Here is a 17,280-nt window from a genome sequence, read left to right on the forward strand (position 1 = left end):
TCGCAGTTGCGCTTCGCTTCGCTCGCTGTGATCAACTTACGGTGGGACTTGCACCCACAAGAGTGCGCCCATGCTGGGCGCACAAGCAAAAGGCGCTTCATGGCGAATTGCCATGAAGCGCCTGACGTATCGCCTCAAAACGCGACGTGACGCGAATTCTGATTCAGAGCCACGCCCTGCGCATCATGCGTGCATCAGATCGCCCAGCCGCCGAGGTAGAACACGGCGAGCACCAGTGCGATCGCCACCGTGCCGACGTTGAGCTTGCGGAACTCGCCGCTTACCACGCGACCGATCACGAGCGTGCAGAAGCCGAGCATGATGCCGGTGACGATGTTCGCCGTGAGCACGATGAACACGGCGCACACGAGGCCGGACATCGAGTCGATCGTGTCCTTCATGTCGAGCTTGCTGACGCTGCTCAGCATCAGGAGACCGACATACATCAGCGCCGGTGCGGTTGCATAGGAAGGCACGAGGCTTGCGAGCGGCGAGAAGAACATCACGACGAGAAACGCGAGTCCGACCACGGCGGCGGCAAGGCCCGTCTTCGCACCCGCGGCGACACCCACGGTCGATTCGATATACGCCGCGGCCGGCGCGCCGCCCAGGAAACCGGAGAAGATCGAGCTGATCGAATCGGCCGTCAGCGCGCGGCCGCCGTTGATGATGCGGCCATTCGCATCCAGCTGGCCGGCCTGCCCCGCGACGGCGCGAATCGTGCCGGTGGCGTCGAACACAGCCGTCATCACGAGAGCGAGCACGCTGGGGATCACGGTCAGTGACAGTGCGCCCTTGATGTCCATCGAGCCGATGAGCGATGCGTGTCCCGGCGCCGACAGCGACGGCACCGCAAAGAAACCATGGAATGCAACCGCCGGATCGATGATCAGCGCGATCGCGGAAATCGCGACGATCACGAGCAGGATCGAACCCGGCACGCGACGGCGCACCAGACCGAAGATCGCCGCGAGCCCGGCCACCGACATGATCACCGGCAACGACGTGATGTGTCCGAGTTGCACCGGCAGTCCCGGCCCCGGATTCTTCACGACGAGACCGACGTCGTTTGCCGCGATCAGCAGCAGGAAGAGGCCAATGCCGATGCCCGTGCCGTGCGCGATGCCCGACGGCAGATTGCGCAGGATCCACGAGCGCACGCCCGTCACCGAGATGCCGGTGAACACGAGGCCCATCAGGAAGACCGCGCCGAGCGCGACCGTCGGCTGCAGGCCTTTACCGAGCACGAGGCCGAATGCGGTGTATGCGGTGAGCGAGATCGCGCAGCCGATGGCGATCGGCAGCTTCGCCCAGACGCCCATCAGGAGCGAGCCGAACGCCGTGGTCAGACATACGGCGACGAACACCGCGCTGGTGTCGAAGCCCGCCTTGCCGAACATGCCCGGCACGACGAACACGGAATAGACCATCGCGAGAAACGTTGTGATGCCCGCGACGATTTCCTGCCGCTGCGTGCTGCCGCGCGAGGTGATTTCAAAGTACCGGTCGAGCATGCCCTTCGAATCGAAGGACTGGACGCCGACTTCGCTAATCGGCTGGGCCTGGGGTTCCATCATGGTAAGCGACTCCTTTATCAGCATGCTGAAACGGTCAATGAGCCGGCCGTCATCAGGTTTGTCTCGTTACGTGTTATGTGTGCCCGCCGGCGTACCAGGGGCCGCTTTGTGCAGGGGTTGAACGCGTATCCGTTGTGCGGGCCCGTCGCGCGGCCAGACTCTTGCTGACGATCTGCCTGCAACCCGCCATTGCGCGCGACGCTCTGTTCTTCTTGTGCTGTCACGAAATGTAGGGGAACACAAACATATCTCCCATCGCATGTGCGGCATGAAGAATATGTCGCGGTCCTTATGTCGTTGCAGGACGGTCGGGTGGCACGGCGGGCCGCGTGTTTACACCTACGGTTTCCAGCGCCTCAAACACGTGCCCGGCCGCTTCCCGCCAGGGTCGGGCGCGCGGATGCGGCGGATGCGGCAGGCGCGTTTCGGGACTGCAATCCGGCCCCAACGCGGGCGGGACACACCGCGCGGGTTAAACTCTCGGCCTGACACGCGACCAACTGTATCGATGGCGGTCACGATTACGTGCCCGTCTGTGCCCATGGAGTCCTTCTAGATGAGTGGCGGTTTCCCACGTCCAGCTTTCCGTCTCGCGATCCTGATCGTCCTTGCGGCGTGGTTCCTGTCGGGCTGCAGCCTGCTGGAGCTGCAATCGCCCGCGCCGATCCGCGACGCCGAAGCGATTCCGGCCGAACCCGAAGCGCCGCCGCTCGTCATCGAGGACAACGAGCCCGAGCAGACCGACACCTCCGACCACCCGGTGCCGAAAAAGCCGAAGCATCCGGTCGTGAAGCCGCACAAGGTCGAGGAACCGCCGCCGCCCGTGCCCGCGTCGGCGCCGCCCGCGCCGCCCCCGCCGATCATCACGACCCGCACCATCGAGCGCAACACCGCGCACGGCCTGCTCGACAGCGAAGTGCAGCGGCCCGACGGCAAGGTCGTCGGCCGCGCAGTCGATCTCATCACGGATGCCAGCGGCACACCGCGCGAAATGGTCGTGAATCTGCTGGGCTTTCTCGGCATCGGCGACCGCAAGGCGAATTTCCCGTGGAACGCGTTTCGCTTCGCGCCCGCCGCGAAGGGCGCGCCGATCACGATCAACATGCCGCAGGGCAAGCTGCCGTTCTCGATCCGGCCGAAACTCGCCGGGCCGCTCGCCGGCACTTCGCCACCGCCCGTCAGCCCCGGACAGCTGCCGCTGCTCGACACGAACGTCGAACGCGCGAACGGCGACAAGGTGGGACGCATCATCGATGTGCTGATCGACGGCGCCGCGCAGCCGCAGGCGGTCGTGCTCGACGTGAGCGGCATCATCAACCCCGACCGGCGCACGATCGCGGCCAACTGGTCGGCGCTGCACTTCGTCACGAAGAACAAGGAACTGACGCCGCTCATCGATCTGAGCGAGGCGCAGATCAAGGCCTCGCCTTCGTACACGACGGACGGACCGATCCGCGCGGTTTCGCCGGCACCTCCAGCCCCCGCGGCGCCACCTGCCCCATCTCCTGCCCCCGCGCCCGCACTCGCACCCGCACCCGCGCCTGCCAGGGCGACTGCGAGCGCATCGTCGTCCACGGCTGCGGCCTCTTCTGTGAAGCCTGCCCGATGACCGACCGACACAAGGCGGACGCGCGCAGTCTGCATGCCCTCAACTGGCTGAATTTTTTCGTCGCCAATGTGCAGACGGGATTTGGTCCGTTCATCGCTTCGTACCTCGCGTCGCACAAGTGGACACAGGGCGAAATCGGTCTCGCACTCTCGGTCGGCACGATCAGCGCGATGGTGAGCCAGGTGCCGGGCGGCGCCGTCGTCGACGCCCTGCGCAACAAGAAGGGTGCGGCCGCGTGGGCGATCATCGCGATCATCGCGAGCGCGCTGCTGCTCGCCAGCAGCCCGACCGTGCTGCCAGTGATGATCGCGGAGGTCTTCCACGGCTTCGCGAGCTGCATGCTCGTGCCGGCGATGGCGGCTATCTCGATCACACTGGTGGGCCGACACGATCTCGGCGACCGGCTCGGCCAGAACGCGCGCTGGGCGTCGATTGGCAGCGCGGTCGCGGCGGGCCTGATGGGACTCTTCGGCGAATACTATTCACCGCGAGCGGTCTTCTGGCTCACCGGCGCGCTCGCGGTGCCCGCGCTCTTCGCGCTCGCCATGATTCACACGAATCCGCACCCGACGCCGGTCGCGGTGAAGCACAAGCCCAAACCCAAGCCGGAAAAGGAAGAACGCGAGACGTTGCGTGAACTGCTGCGCGACAAACGGATGCTGATTTTCGCGGCATGCGTGGTGCTGTTCCATCTGTCGAATGCGGCGATGCTCAACCTCGCCGCAGGCGAAGTGACCGCGGGCATGGGCGACTACGTGCAGCTCGTGATCGCGGCCTGCATCATCGTGCCGCAGGCGATCGTCGCGATGCTCTCGCCGTGGGTCGGCCGCTCGGCCGAACGCTGGGGACGCCGGCCAGTCCTGCTGCTCGGTTTCTCGGCGCTGCCGTTACGCGCGCTGCTGTTCGCCGGCGTGAGCAGCCCGTATCTGCTCGTGCCCGTGCAGATGCTCGACGGCCTGAGCGCCGCGGTGTTCGGCGTGATGCTGCCGCTGATCGCCGCCGACGTCGCGGGTGGCAAGGGGCGCTACAACCTGTGTATCGGGCTCTTCGGGCTCTCGGCCGGGATTGGCGCGACGTTGAGCACGACGGTGGCGGGATTCGTCGCCGATCACTTCGGCAATGCGTTCAGCTTCTTCGGGCTGGCCGCGGCGGGTGCGCTCGCCGTGCTGCTCGTGTGGGTCGCCATGCCGGAAACCCGCGACAGCGCCGCGAACGGTGAAACAGCCGGGGTGCCGGAGGTGCATTAGGGCCGGCGCGGCGGCGAAACCGTCGTTTCGCCGCGCCCGGTCTGATCGAGAAACCCGGTGGCGCGCTTTCTCAGCACGGCGCTGAAATCGTCGAGCCAGCCGATCGAAAGGCGCCAGCTCTGCCAGTAGAGATCGATGTCGAGATGCCTGCCCGGTGTCATCTCGACAAGTTCGCCGCTCGCCAGATGCGGCGCGACCATCCGCTCCGGGCACATGCCCCACCCCATCCCCGTCACGCACGCGCGCAGAAATCCCGCAACGTGCGGAATCCAGTGCAGCGGCGGATCGAGCTCCGCGCGCGTCACGCGGCGCATGAAGCGTTTCTGCAACTGGTCCTTCGGATTGAAGTCGACACACGGCGCGTTGCGCAAGGCGTCGCGCGTGACACCTTCGGCGAAATGCCGCTCGAAATAGCGCGGCGCGCAGACCGCCAGATAGCGCATGCGGCCGAGGCGCGTCGAGCGGCAGCCCTGCACGGGGTCCGCCTGCGTCGTCACGGCGCCCTGCACGCTGCCGTCGCGAATGCGCTGCGCGGTGTGATCCTGGTCGTCGATCACGAGATCGAGCAGCATTTCGCGCTCGACGCAAAAATCCGCGACGGCGTCGATGAACCAGGTGCCGACGCTGTCGTCGTTCACCGCGACACGCAACGTGGGCCACGATTCGACGAGCGCGCCCGGCAGCGTCGGCAGGCGCCCGCCCAGTTCGGCTTCGAGCAGCTGCACGCGTTCGGTGTGGCGGCACAGCAGCGCGCCGGAGGTTGTCGCGACGCACGGCTGCCCGCGCTTCACCAGCACGCTGCCGACGCGCTCTTCCAGCAGCTTCACGCGCTGCGACACCGCGGACGGCGTTACGTTGAGTTCATTCGCGGCGCGATCGAACGAACCGTGGCGCACGACGGCCGCGAGTGCGTCCAGCAAGGCATAGTCGAGCATTAGCGCTCCTTAATCCGCATTAAGTGAATTAGCTTCTCTTATGGACTTCGAAATCGCAGACTAGCGTCATTCGTTTCAACCGTCTACTGGATCAGGCTATGGACTGGCTCGCTTTTTCGCATGGCGCGGCGTTGTGCGCTTCGCTGATCGTCACCATCGGGGCGCAGAACGCGTTCGTTCTACGTCAGGGCATCATGCGCTCGCACGTCGGGAAGATCGTCGTGCTGTGCACGCTGTCGGACTTCATCCTGATCGCGCTTGGCGTGGGCGGCGCATCGGCGCTCGTCGAGCGCTATCCGGCGTTCGTGCACGCGATGCTGTATGTGGGTCTCGCGTATCTCGTGTGGTTCGGTATCGGCGCGCTGCGGCGCGCGGTCAAACCCGGGCACGCGGTGCTGGATGCCGCCGGCGGGGACGCCGCGCCCGTGCGGCAGCGCGCGCTGCCAGTTCTGCTGATGACGCTCGCATTGACCTGGCTGAATCCACACGTCTATCTGGACACGTTCCTGCTGATCGGCACCGCCGGGGCGCGTGAAGCACAGAGCGGGCGCATGGCGTTCGCGCTCGGAGCGATGGCGGTGAGCGCGGTGTGGTTCGTGCTGCTGGGTTATGGTGCCCGCGCGCTCGCGCCGCTCTTCCGGCGAGCCGCCGCGTGGCGCGTACTCGACGGCGCGATTGGGGGCATGGTCTTGCTGATCGCGGTGACGCAGTTGCGGTAAGTTGTTCCCCTAAACAGCAACGGCCTTCGCGGCAGGAATTCGTATCAGGAGACGAATCAGACGCGGGCGCAGCGGATGCCGTGCGGCCAGCGCCAGAATCCGTAACGCCCGGACAGCCTTCTTCACCGGTCGGCGCTCGCCGGCCCCGTCCCGACAGTCTGCAACCCGCCATCGGTCACATACGGCATGATGCCCACCGCGCTGATCAGCGCGGCGGTATCGCGCGCGCATGCGTGATCGTCAGGCGCGCAGTAATCGATCGACAGGACCGGCAAACGGTATTGCTCGCGAATCGTCTTCGCCTGCGCAAGCAGCCAGTCGCGATCGTCCCGCGACACCTCGACATAGCGCTGTTTTGCCTGATCCCAGCCGCGATACAGCGACTCGAACGCGACGACGTACGCAAGCGCATGCACCTGCGGCAGGATTTCGAAGCCACGGTTGAGGATCAGCTTCGCGCCGGGATAGCGCGCCTTGATCGCGCGGATCACGCTCACCAGCCCGGCTTCCTGGCGCGCGCGCGCTTCAGCGGTTTTCGCGACCAGCTGGTACGAATCGAGTGTGTCGAGAAAGAAGCCGCGATAACCGAGCTTCCACAGCGGCGCGATCACGTGCTCGACATAGAACGCGGGCCAGCCCGCCGCATCCTGATCCACCACTGTCGATGCCCAGGTGTCGTTGCTGCCCACGAGCCACGCCTTCGGTATCGCCGCGTAGTACGGCCGCTCACGCGACACTTCACCCACGCTGACGTAGGCAAACCACGCGGTATGCGCGTTCCTGTGCGCAAGCGGATCGAAACCGCTGTCCGGCTCGATGACCGCGATGTCGAACGCTTCCAGCTGCGCGACCGGCGGGTGCTCGCCATAGAAAAGCGCAATCGACGGCTTCGCTGGCGCACCCGACGATGCCTGCGCATGCACGGCAGAAGACAGCGCGCCAACGATCACAACGCGCGCGATGCGCGACGCGAAGCGGAGCATCGCGCGCAATGAATAGCGGTCAGGATGTTCAAACTTCACGGCACCTGTTCCTGTCGATGCGATGGAGGGCGCAGCATGTCCGATACGTCAATTCCGCAGCATATATGTTTCGTACTCGAGCGAAGCGAATTTCCGGTCGAGCACCGTGACGGCCGCGATCACCACGGCGAGCAGCGCCAGCGCAAAACCATAGCCATATGAATCGGGGCCGAGCCACAGCGTGAAACCGGTAAAGAGCCCATTGAGCACGACGAACGCCGCCGTCAGCTTCAGCACGATGCGACGGCCGTCGAGATAAAAGAACACGTTCAGCAGACCGAGCAGCAACACCTGCAGGCTCGCCGAAATCACATCGATGACCAGCAGCGGCATATAGAGCGCCGAAATATGCAGCGATTCGAGAATCCGCGCGCCGAATGTGACGATCAGCAACAGCACGACCGCCTGCACCTTGATGATTTCGTACAGGCCGGTGCGCACGCTGCCAACCATCATGTCGCGCATGTCGTTGATATGGCGCAGCGTCGCGCCGCTGCGCACCGCGTCGTAGAACGCGTCGTAGTATTCGACGAAATCCGCTTCGATACGCACCAGAAACGTCGCCATGCCCGGCATCACGCACAGGTACGCGACGAAAACCGGAATGTCGTAGATCACCGATGCATGCAGCGGTCCGATCACCTGCGTGCCCGTACCCGGCGCATACCAGAACATGAACTTGTCGAGCCACACGCCCAGATTGAACAGCAGGCCCACGATCGCGAGGCTGGGATAGGCAAAGCGCCGCTGGAACACCTCGAACGAGATGAAACGCGTGCTTCGGTAGTCACGATAAATAAGACCCGACAAGCCGGCCAGCAAGACCAGATGCCCCGCGACAAACCCGCCGAGCAGGCCCACGAGACCGTTGCGGTTGAGCAGCAGCGCGAACCCCACCGTGCATGTATAGCCGACGAGGAACACCAGCAGGATCTGCCGGTACTGCTTGACGCTCGACAGAAAGATCACCGCGATCCAGATGTTGCTCACCACGACGAAGCCCGCGACCATCAGCAACCGGTACAGCAGCGGTTCGGCACGGAACAGGAACGCCATCGCGACGAATCCGCATACGCCCGACGCGATCGTCGAGACGAGCACCACGCCGTTGTAGTTCGACAGCACCAGGTCGTCGCGCTTTTCGAACAGGCGGTCGGAGATGAAACGCGTGAACGATAGCTGCAACGGCCCTGTCAGTATCAGGCTGAGCGCGATGATGTAGGTCACCGACACCTGGAACTGCACGATTGCGTACTTCGGAATCACGAACGCAAGACTCAGCACGCCGATGATCAGAATGCCGAAGATCGACAGGATGAGCGGGCCCGAACTGATCAGGCCGGCGTACGCGTATGCGCGCGCCACGCCGGTCAGCGTTTCGCGCCGCAGGATTTTACGTAGTTCGAAGCCGATACCCGCCATCAGCGTGTCTCCTGCGTTTGCGTGCCGGTTTGCATACCGGTTTGCGTGGCGCGCGCGGCGTGCGGCACCGGGCAGCGCGCCCCGGCCTGATCCGCGCCCTGGGAATCGGGCGCGGCCGCGAGTTTTTCGTAGAGGATGCGGTAGCGGTCGATCATCTGCGCGCGCGTGTAATAGCGGCGCACGCGCGCAAGACCCGCCTGTTGCGCGGCCTGCCAGCGCACGTCGTCACCGAGCAGCGACAGCACCGCCGCAGCGAACGCCGCCGGATTCGCGAGCTGCACGACGAGACCCGCCGAACCGAGTGCACGATCCTCCGCGGTTTCGCCTTCGATCAGCTCGCGGCACGATCCGACGTCGGTGGTGATCGCGGGCACGCCGGCCGCGAAGCCCTCCAGCACGACGAGCGGCAGCGCCTCGCTGATCGACGTCAGCGCGATCACGTCGATTTTCGGCAGCACGTCATCGATGCGCTGGAAGCCGAGGAACTTCACGTTCTTCGCGAGACCCAGGCTTTCGACCAGCGCCCGGCATTCGAGCGCATAGGCCGGATCTTCCTCTTCCGGTCCGATAATCCAGCCTTCGATATCGGGCATCGTGCGCGACGCGATAAAGAGCGCGCGGATAAACGTCTTGATGTCCTTGATCGGCACCACCCGCCCGATCAACCCCACCACCCGATGTGGACCCGCCCCGCGCTTCGCGACGAGCGGCGCGAGGCCGTCCACGTCGATGCCGTTCGGAATGTTCTGCGTGCGGCTCGCGTCGGCGCCGTCGGCGATCTGCCGCTGGCGGTTCGCTTCGTACAGCGCGACGATATCGTCGGCCGCATCGTAGGCCATCTTGCCGATCGCCTCGAAGAAGCGCACCCACAGTTCACGGAAATAGCTGACCTTCGAGATGTCGCGCTCGAACACGCCACGGTTATCGCGGATCCAGCGGCTTTGCAGCAGATCGATCTTGCGTTCCTTCGTGTAGATGCCATGCTCGGACACCAGCAGCGGACGACGCGTGCGGTGATGCAGGATCGCGCCGAGAAAGCCCGCGTACCCCGTCGACACCGTGTGATACACGCGCGCCGGCGGCAGTTCTTCGGCTATGCGCACCAGTTGCCACAACGGCTTGTGCATGATGCGCACGGTCCAGAAGTAGTCGGTGAACGACGGGTCCGTACAGTACTGCTGGTATTGATCGACGATGGTTTCCCATGCCGCGCGGCTGGTGAGGAACTGCGCTTCGCTCAACGCGCCATGTTCGCCGAGCATCGGTATCATGCCGGCCATCAGGCCGCCTGCGTCCAGCGCGCCCTGCGGATCGCGCAGCGCCGCGTGCAGTTCGGCCGAGCGCGCGAACGCGGCGCGGTCCCCTTCCATCGCATGCGGCTGACGCACGTCCGCGTCGGTATGTTCGTACAGGTAATGCGCCTCGAAATGCACGACGTTGTCGGGCAGTGCGTAGGCCGCACCCGCGTAGTCTTCCTGGCGGCTGCCGATAAAGACGATCGAAAAACGCGTGGACGGGTAAGCCCCTACCATCTCATTGACCCAGCTCGACACACCGCCGCGCACATACGGAAACGTGCCTTCGAGCAACAGGCAGACATCGGCATCGGCGGCGCGACGCATCAGGGACGATTTCGTCATGACCAGTAGCTCACAACCGGTTTGAGTGTAGGGAACACCGCGGCGTTGCCGAGCGATGCGAGCAGCGTGGACACCTGACGGTAATCGCCGCGCAGATACGCGACCTCGGCGAGCCACGGCACCAGCCGTTCGCGCGGGAAGCCGAGCGCCTGCGCGCGCGACATGCACGCTTCGGCGTCTTCCGGTTTGCCGTCGGCGAGCGCGAGACGGCCGCGGATCAGCCACAGCGCGGCGTCGCTGTCGTCGGTTTCGAGCGCGGCGCGCGCGTGGCGGTCCGCCTGTTTGAGCGTGTGCCGGTACACGACACCCTGCACGAGGTTCTGGTACACGAGTTCGAAATGCAGTTCCGCCAGCCGCCGGTTGAGCGCATGACGTTCGCGGTCGTCGTTCGCGGCTTCCAGCGCTTTGCCGGTCTGGAAGATCTTCTGCATGATCTCGTTCTCAGCGTGATCGAGCGTACCGTATGCGATCAGGCGCACGTCTTCCAGCGAATCGGCGAGCAGTTCGCGCAGCAGCGTGCCGGTCGTGCGCGTGGGCATGCCCTGGATCGCAACGAGCGCCGACAGCCGGTCGGTGGCGGGAACCTGCGTATTCGCGAGGCGCGCCTGCAGCCGCGCGCCGCCGCCATGCGAGACGCGCGACACGAGCCACGTGACGAACTGCGGGCGCGGCACACTGGCCAGCAACCCGCTTTCCCGCGAACCAGGGAAACATGCGGCCCAGATGCAGCTCGTCAGCACGACGAGCCCGCCGCACAGCGGCACGAAGGTACACAGCAGCCACAGCAGAAGGAGCGACGCGACGCGCGGCTCGCGGTAGCGCACGGGCAGAAAACCGCTCAGCGCCACGGCTTCGGCGAACCCGGCGACGGCCTGGAGCACCAGAAACAGCAGGAGCGGATCGACGCTCGCCGCCGGATGCAGCAGCTGCCGGAGCGCGACGACCTGCGCGATCACGGCGACCACGACGGCAAGCGCCGTTATGAGACGAGTGCGGACGTTGGCGTTAGACATTGACGCCGCTTCGCTGGAGAAGACGCAGCAGTGCCGTGCCCGGCTCGGTGCCGTCGAGATGCAGCGTATGCACGCCCACCCGCGCCGCTTCGAGATCGGTATTGAACTGCGCCGCCAGGCTGCCTTCGGTCCGCGCGAGATAGCCGTCGATACCGGTCGTATCGGTAGCGGGCATCAGGTTCACCAGTACCGACTGTTCCGCGGTACGCACCGGCCACATCACGTCGAGCGAACGGCGACGGCGCATCACGTGCTCGAACAGCGAATCGCCGGCTTCGTCGCGCGGGAACGCGAGCGCCACGAGCGAGGACGCGACGCCCGCCTCGCGCTGCAGGCGTGTCAGGCGCCCGAGGTCGAGCGCGAAATCGTACGGGCAGTACGGCACCGTATCGAGAATCCGCTGCACGAACGCCGAGTGTTCGACGCCGTCCGCGTAATAGCCGAGCAGCACGAGCAGCAGTTGCAGGTTGTCGAAGTTCAGCGACAGGAACGGCATGCGCTTCACGACCAGCAGCGCGATCAGTTCGCCATCGGCGGACACGAGCGGCGCGCAGACGACGTAATGCGTATTCGTCACCGGTGTCTCTTCGCTCTTCAGATGCGCGATGGCGAGCGTATTGATCGCATGCGTGACGAGTTCGTCCTTTGGATCGAAGTCGAAGGCGTCGCCGATGCGCGCGGCCGCTTCAGTCGACAGACGTCCGCCATGCACCGGATAGAGCGCCGCGACTTCGACCTGGCAGGCCTGCGCGACGAATTCGAGCAGACCGTGCACGCCCGGCAGCGCCTCATCGCGCGCACCGGCGGATGCCGGAGCCTGTGCATCACGCGTCACCGAAAGACGGCGCAATTCGGTAATCGAATCGCGCAGCGTGGTGGGCTTCGACAGCAGATCCTTTTCGAGCCGTTCGTGCGACAGGCGCAGCAGATAGTGGCTGTTCGTCAGCGCGACGAGGCGGTCGTTCAGGTAATCGTTGAGCGCGGACGCGCGCGCGGTGCGGCTGCCCCACGTATCGCCGAAGTGGCCGGTGACGATCGTTTCGATGAGGCCGCCCGAGAAGAACATGACGGGGAACGCGCCGCCGTGCGAATAGAACAGCGCCCAGTCGGCAAGCAGCAGTGCGCCCGCGAGCAGCCCGAGCAGCGTGCCGTAGCGCAGCGCGACGACGAGCGCGGCGAGCCACAGCCACGGAAAGCCCGCGCCCAGCAGCAGCGGATCATGCGGATCGACCAGCCACGCGACACCGCACACGACGGCCATGAAGACGATCGACTCGACGATCGCGAACGGCCGCGCCACAGCAGGGGCCAGAAAACGGCGCACGCGTCCGAGGTTGCCAAACGGATTGGCGTTACGCGGTTTCGATGCGCCAGAGGCGGATTGCACGGCGGCGGTATTCACGGCCTGTTCCTTATGACGTGTCGCGTTGCTCATGGGCGGCTTGCTGCTGGCCATGGCTGAAAATGTCGAACTCAGCGGCTCGCGCCCAGCGGCGAGAGCACCTTGCCGATCAGAACGGTCGCGACATCCGACAGGCCGGAACGGCTCCAGCCCGTACGCGTGCCGGTTGCGCTCCACACCACGCGGCCGGTCGATACGTCGAGCAGTTCGAAGGTGACGCCGACCGCCGGCTCGCCATCCACGCCGGCCTTGTAGCGCCATTCCTCGACCGCGCCCGTCAGCACATATTTCACGTGCTGCGCGCGCGCCCAGTCGAGTTTCTTGCCGATGCTGTCGGCCTGCGCCGCGTCGAACATCGCGTTCGGGCTCGCGTCGGCCGGCGCCACGCGCACGTCCGTCAGGCCGCTGGCGCGCAGTGTGTTGGCGGCGATCGAACCGGCGCTGCGGCCGGCGTCGGGTGTTTCAGTGTAGTTGGCGATCGACGCCACGGCCACCGTATCCGCTGCAGACAGCGCCGGCGCCGCCGTCTGTCTCACCGTGCCGCAGGCGGTCACGAGCAGAACAGATGCGGCCGCTGTCGCGCACCACGTACCCAGACGGGCAAACCCCTTGATACCGATCATGGAACAGCTCCTCAAATAACGTCGAAATTGTCTGCTAGCCGGGCGCGTGCCTGCGGCTGTCTGCCGCCTGGCTCGCCCCGATGGTACGAACTTCTTCAATAGAACCAGCTGTAACGCGCGCCTATTTCCGTCACTGGCGTACCGACCCTCGTCACGCGGTCATGCTCCAGGAACATCGAGAGATGATCGCCGCCGAACACGGTGCCCGCCACGCCGACACTCAGCTGCGGACCCCAGCCCTGAATCGAGTCGTGCAGGATGCCGACGTCCATGAACGGACGCCAGCGGTGCGTGTACTGCTCGCGCAGATCGTTGCCGAAGCCGAAGTAAAGGCCGTACTGCGCGTACGTATCCGGAATGAACGCACCGGCGAGCCCCGCCCCTGCCGGCACGAGGCCCGAGATCAGCGCGTCCGGCTGGCCGCTTGCGCCATAGCTGCCGCGCGTGCCGACGAGCCGCAGCGTGAAGTCCGGATATACGGTGTGAAAGCGGTACGCGATTTCGCCGTTCGACAGGATGCCGCTGCCCAGATACGCGCGTGCCTGGCTATAGAAACGGTCCGCCTCGACGGTGCCCGATATCTGGATGCGTTCGGTCACGCGATACGTGAGCCCGGCGATCAGGTTGTCCTTCATGCCGCCGACCTGCAAGGTTTGCGTCTCCGTCGCCGTTTCGTTGCGGCCCGCGTGCGCGCTCAGCGTCAGCGGCGAATTGCGGCCGGTTTCGCCGTCGAGCGCGAGCGTGTAGAAACTGTCGAGCGCCTCGCGGCGGCCCGCCGTCACCATCAACGCGGAATCGAGCGTCTGGCGCCGGGCGAAGAACTCGAACGAGCGGTCCACCGACGGCACGTTGATGAGCTGCGTCTCGTCCGTCGAATGCTGGAAGCGCTGGATGCCCGTCACGCCGACCATGTAACGCTCGGCGATCTTGCGGCTCCCCGACAGCGTCTGCTCGATGTAGTCGAGCGGATGCTCGACATAACTCGTCACGCTCGCGTCGATCGACTGCGGCCAGTCCAGCGCCGTCTCGACGACACGCGTATGCAGGTCGGTGTTGTCCGGCGCGCCTTCGAGCCCTCTGAACGCGAGCCGTTGCGCCGCATCGGGCCGGTCGACCGCGCTCAGCGCATCGATGCGGTTGTCGATCGGCAGCCGGCCGCCTTCGCGGTCGAGCACCTGATTCATCGTCGTCGTATCGCCGTCGGCGAGCGCGATCGCGAGTTGTGCATCGCCCGGCTGCAACAGCCGGCTCGCGTACTGCCGCGCCAGCCAGCGCTTCGCGAGCGGCAACGATTCGGTCGACAGCGCCCACGCCACCGCGACGTCCTTCGCCACTGCCGATTTCAGGCGGCCATCGTCGCGTGCGACGGCATCCTTCGATGCCACAGGCGGCAGGCCGTGCACATCGCCGAGCAGCGAGCGGCGTTCAAGCGGCGTTTTCTGACGGCTCGGGTCTTTCGCGAACAGGCTGTCGAGCAATGCCTTCGACACGTCGCCGTTCTCGAAGATCGTCGCAAGCGTCACAGTCTGGCCGGCGAGCTGTTCGCGGGTGTCCGCGTCACGGCCGGCGCGACGCTTCAGCGCCGCACTCGCGCCGCGACCACGCGTGGCGACCGCCTGCTCCTCGTTCTGCATCTGCACCCACACCTTGCGGCGGATCGACCACGCGAGATCCGGGTGGCCGGCCGCTTCCTGCGCGTCGGCATAAGCGAGCAGCCAGAGCGGATCGCGCGACATCGTGGCCGCTTCCAGCCGCAGATAGCCGAGCGCGGCAACCGGCCGGTCCAGACGCAGTTCGGCAGCCGCATACGGCTCCCACAGCGACGACGTACGTTGCGCGGAGTCGCGCCACGTCGCGAGCGCCGCGCGCAGTTCGCTGTCGGTGCCGTAGTCGACAAGCATCCACAGGAGCGCGGTGCGCAGGTCATTGGGCGCACCCGGCAGCTTCATCGCGTGTTGCAGGTCGTGCAACGCGTCGAACGGCCGGTCGGTCAGGCGATAGTATTCGGCGCGTGCGCCGAGGAAACCCGGGTCCGCTTCGGCCGCCGCCAGTTGCGTCGGCGTCAGGCTCGCGAGCAGTGCGCGGACACGCTCGGGCGCCTGCGCTTCCGTGTAGTAGTAGAGCGCGTTCTGCAACGCGCGCGGCGTGCCGTCATGGCGGTACTGCAATTCCGACGTACGCGCGGCGTCGATCGGCCACGGGTCGTAGAAGTACGTCATGTCGCCGAGATCTTCGGGGGTGGCGACACCTGCCGCAAGCAGATGCGCGTAGCCATCGTTGGCCGCCGTGTCCTGTTGCAGCAGACGCGCGAGTTGCGCGTAGTTGCGCCAGAACGCCTCGTCGTCGTTTTTCGCGCCATTGCGTGCCTTCTGCAATGCATCGAAAGCGCCCTTGTAGTCGCCGTGGCGATACAGCAGGCTCGCCGTGCGCAGCGCGTACGTCGCGTTGCCCGGGCTGCGTATCTGCATCCTGTGATAGATCGCGAGCGCCGCATCGTCCTTGCCGGCCCGCTCGCTCAACGTGCCCATGCGGTCGTCGATCGCCTCGCCCTGCGTCCCGCGAGGCAGCGCGGCGAGGAACGCGAGTGCTTCGTCGGGCAGACCGAGGCGCTCGTAAGTCGCGACCACGTCGTCGACGAGCTTCAGGTTGTCCGGATTCGCCCGCGATGCGTGCGTGAGCGCGGCGAGCCAGGCGTGATCGTCGTCCAGCATCGGCGCGATGCGCAGCACGTTGGCCCACGCCGCCGGATCGTTCGACATCTCCGCGTAGGCAAGCCATGACTTCAGCGCAAGCGGCGATGCATTGTTCCACTCGGCGATCTGCGCGAGGCGCTTGAGCCAGACGGCGGAATGCGGGTCTTTCGCGACCTGTTCCGACGCGATCTTCTGCGCGCTGGCAAGGTCGCCGGCTTCGACAAACGACTGGAACACGAGACCGGCTACGTCGCCGTTAGCCGCGCTGTTCGCCGCGGGAGCCGATTTTGTGCCCGCGGGGTTGCCCGTTTTCGCACCTGAAGCGGCTGGCACATTCGCGACCGGCGTCGTCGCCGCCACGCGTTGCACATGCACCGTGCCCCACCCTCGCGTGCCGGCAGCGAAGCGCCGGTGCGTGTAGCCATTCGCCTGTGGGCCGTCCATATACGCGTACGGCGTTTGCGGCCCGGCGGCCGTCGCGCGACGTGCCGGCCTGAACGACGCGTAACGGAGCATCGCGCGTGCTTCCGGCTGCACCGCTGCAAAACGTGCCAGTGCGGTCGCGTAGCGGCGCTCGAGATCCGGCCGGTTCGCGGCCCGCGCGAGGTTCAGCAGGACGATCAGCGTTTCCTTGTCTTCGGCCAGCACGCCGGCGTGCTGATCGGCGGCGGCGAGCGCCTCGTTCAGCATGTTGCCCGACTGCAGCGCGCGAATGCCGGCGAGAAAATCGCGGCGCTGCGCGTCGAGCGTCGTCGCCGCATCCTGCTCGCGGAACCACGCGGCGGCGGCGTGCGGATAGTCGCCGGTAAAGAGCGCGTAGCGCGACGCCTGCGTGTTCCATTGCGTGTGACGCGCCGGGTCCTGCGCGGCGAGACGGTCATATAGCTGCATCGCCAGTTGCGGCGCATCGGCCGCCGCCGCGCGCTGCGCGAGCATCTGCAGGTCGGGCGTCGGCCACGCAAGGCTCGCGACGGCCGCGAACTGCGCGCGCAGCTTCGCCGAAGCCGCGGCGCGAAGCGGATCGCTCGCCGGAATCGCGAACGTCTGCTGTTCGGCGACCGACAGCCGCAACAGGAGCGCCTTGCGACGCATCGGCTCGCTGTTCAGCGCGTCCATGCGCTGCGCGATATGCAGTGCGTCGTCGAGACGGCCGAGGCGTGCATACTGCTCGCCCAGCAGCGCAAGAAATTCCGGACTCGTGGGTTTCGCACGCAGCCAGGCTTCGAGATACGCGACGCTCAGCTCGCTCGGCGCGGCGCTGAACATCATGCGTTCGCGCACGCCGCCGCGCGGCCACGCCGCGTAGAAGATCAGCAGCACGACGGCGGCGAGCAGTGTCACGAGCCACGGCGAGGCGATACGGGGACGCTGGTTCATG

General features: G+C 66.0%; 12 protein-coding genes. 3 read left to right on the forward strand and 9 right to left on the reverse strand.

The features are described 5' to 3' along the window. Window positions 1–194 precede the first annotated feature (194 nt). Window positions 195–1,577, reverse strand: a complete 1,383-nt coding sequence (locus LPA37_RS15115) for an NCS2 family permease (RefSeq protein ID WP_229012989.1) — start codon at window positions 1,575–1,577, stop codon at window positions 195–197. 556 nt (window positions 1,578–2,133) lie between these two features. On the opposite strand from LPA37_RS15115, the gene LPA37_RS15120 reads away from it, so the two are divergent. Both LPA37_RS15120 and LPA37_RS15125 read left to right on the forward strand, forming a co-directional pair. Then, window positions 2,134–3,186: a PRC-barrel domain containing protein gene (locus LPA37_RS15120; protein WP_229012990.1), complete on the forward strand. Its 1,053-nt coding sequence runs from the start codon at window positions 2,134–2,136 to the stop codon at window positions 3,184–3,186. Then, on the forward strand, window positions 3,183–4,433 hold the full coding sequence (locus LPA37_RS15125) for an MFS transporter (RefSeq protein WP_228979079.1): 1,251 nt from the start codon (window positions 3,183–3,185) through the stop codon (window positions 4,431–4,433). The genes LPA37_RS15120 and LPA37_RS15125 overlap by 4 nt, the downstream gene beginning before the upstream one ends. Here the strand turns inward: LPA37_RS15125 and LPA37_RS15130 are convergent. Continuing rightward, window positions 4,430–5,368 carry a LysR family transcriptional regulator ArgP gene (locus LPA37_RS15130; protein WP_229012991.1) on the reverse strand — a complete coding sequence of 313 codons (939 nt, stop codon included), beginning with the start codon at window positions 5,366–5,368 and terminating at the stop codon, window positions 4,430–4,432. The genes LPA37_RS15125 and LPA37_RS15130 overlap by 4 nt on opposite strands. A gap of 98 nt (window positions 5,369–5,466) precedes the next feature. On the opposite strand from LPA37_RS15130, the gene LPA37_RS15135 reads away from it, so the two are divergent. After that, entirely contained in the window at window positions 5,467–6,087 is a 621-nt protein-coding gene (locus tag LPA37_RS15135; RefSeq protein ID WP_229012992.1) for a LysE/ArgO family amino acid transporter, read from the forward strand. Window positions 6,088–6,209: 122 nt separating this feature from the next. Here LPA37_RS15135 and LPA37_RS15140 read toward each other — a convergent pair whose 3' ends face one another. The 7 genes from LPA37_RS15140 to LPA37_RS15170 all read right to left on the reverse strand — a co-directional run bounded on the left by LPA37_RS15140 (window position 6,210) and on the right by LPA37_RS15170 (window position 17,279). Continuing rightward, entirely contained in the window at window positions 6,210–7,109 is a 900-nt protein-coding gene (locus LPA37_RS15140) for an endo alpha-1,4 polygalactosaminidase (RefSeq protein ID WP_228979084.1), read from the reverse strand. A gap of 48 nt (window positions 7,110–7,157) precedes the next feature. Beyond that, window positions 7,158–8,531 (reverse strand): exopolysaccharide Pel transporter PelG, encoded by a 1,374-nt coding sequence (gene pelG, locus LPA37_RS15145; RefSeq protein WP_229012993.1) that lies wholly within the window; start codon window positions 8,529–8,531, stop codon window positions 7,158–7,160. Continuing rightward, window positions 8,531–10,171 carry a GT4 family glycosyltransferase PelF gene (pelF, locus tag LPA37_RS15150; protein WP_228979086.1) on the reverse strand — a complete coding sequence of 547 codons (1,641 nt, stop codon included), beginning with the start codon at window positions 10,169–10,171 and terminating at the stop codon, window positions 8,531–8,533. The genes pelG and pelF overlap by 1 nt, the downstream gene beginning before the upstream one ends. Next, entirely contained in the window at window positions 10,168–11,184 is a 1,017-nt protein-coding gene (locus LPA37_RS15155; RefSeq protein WP_229012994.1) for a tetratricopeptide repeat protein, read from the reverse strand. Before LPA37_RS15155 ends, pelF begins: the two co-directional genes overlap by 4 nt. Further along, window positions 11,177–12,586 carry a PelD GGDEF domain-containing protein gene (locus LPA37_RS15160; RefSeq protein WP_229013027.1) on the reverse strand — a complete coding sequence of 470 codons (1,410 nt, stop codon included), beginning with the start codon at window positions 12,584–12,586 and terminating at the stop codon, window positions 11,177–11,179. Before LPA37_RS15160 ends, LPA37_RS15155 begins: the two co-directional genes overlap by 8 nt. A 71-nt stretch (window positions 12,587–12,657) precedes the next feature. Further along, a complete protein-coding gene (locus LPA37_RS15165; protein WP_228979089.1) occupies window positions 12,658–13,209 on the reverse strand; it encodes a penicillin-binding protein activator LpoB in 552 nt (183 codons plus the stop codon). Between the two features lie 95 nt (window positions 13,210–13,304). Beyond that, entirely contained in the window at window positions 13,305–17,279 is a 3,975-nt protein-coding gene (locus LPA37_RS15170) for a tetratricopeptide repeat protein (protein ID WP_229012995.1), read from the reverse strand. Window position 17,280: the final 1 nt, after the last annotated feature.

The sequence above is a fragment of the Paraburkholderia gardini genome (assembly GCF_907164545.1).
GTDB lineage: Bacteria > Pseudomonadota > Gammaproteobacteria > Burkholderiales > Burkholderiaceae > Paraburkholderia > Paraburkholderia gardini.